Genomic DNA, 563 nt, shown 5'->3' on the forward strand with positions numbered 1-563 from the left:
ACCAGAGAAGATGGGGTGAACTATTTCGACTCTTAAGCTTTTGGCTTATGCTGAGCATCAGTCCCCACCTTCTTTCGGGTTCTAGAACCATTTAGAATGCTAAGTTTTCAGACTTATTAATAGCGTTAGTTTGAACCCTTCTGGTCACTTCAGGTTTTGTATAATCTTAAAGATAAAGTTATGGAAAATTTGTTTATCGGAATCGATGTTTCCAAGGATGTTTTGGATTACGCGGCTGTTGATCAGGACAATCGGGAAGTGTTCAGGGATAAAAAATGCCTCAATGACGAAAAGGGACTAAAGGAATTGATCAAATCCCTAAAAGAATACAGCAACTATTATCAGCTGTGGGTATGCCTGGAGCACACGGGTCACTTCGGGAGCCTTGCCTGCTTTTACTTGGAAAAGGAAAATATTCCTTACTTCCTGCTAAACCCGATGGAAGTAAAGCGTTCCATGGGGATAGTGCGGGGAAAGACGGATTCAGCCGACGCACTTCGTATTGCTCATTACGGAGCAAGCAATACCCATAAGCTTGTGCCTTTCACACTCCCCGGGAAAAC

At 43.2% G+C, this 563-nt stretch carries 1 protein-coding gene; it reads left to right on the forward strand.

Going from position 1 to position 563, the window contains the following annotated elements; genetic code table 11:
* Positions 1-180: 180 nt before the first annotated feature.
* Positions 181-563, forward strand: a 383-nt coding sequence (locus RM541_RS17400) for an IS110 family transposase (protein WP_311501403.1), incomplete at its 3' end; no start/stop codon positions are given.

It is taken from the genome of Autumnicola psychrophila, assembly GCF_031846645.1.
GTDB lineage: Bacteria > Bacteroidota > Bacteroidia > Flavobacteriales > Flavobacteriaceae > Autumnicola > Autumnicola psychrophila.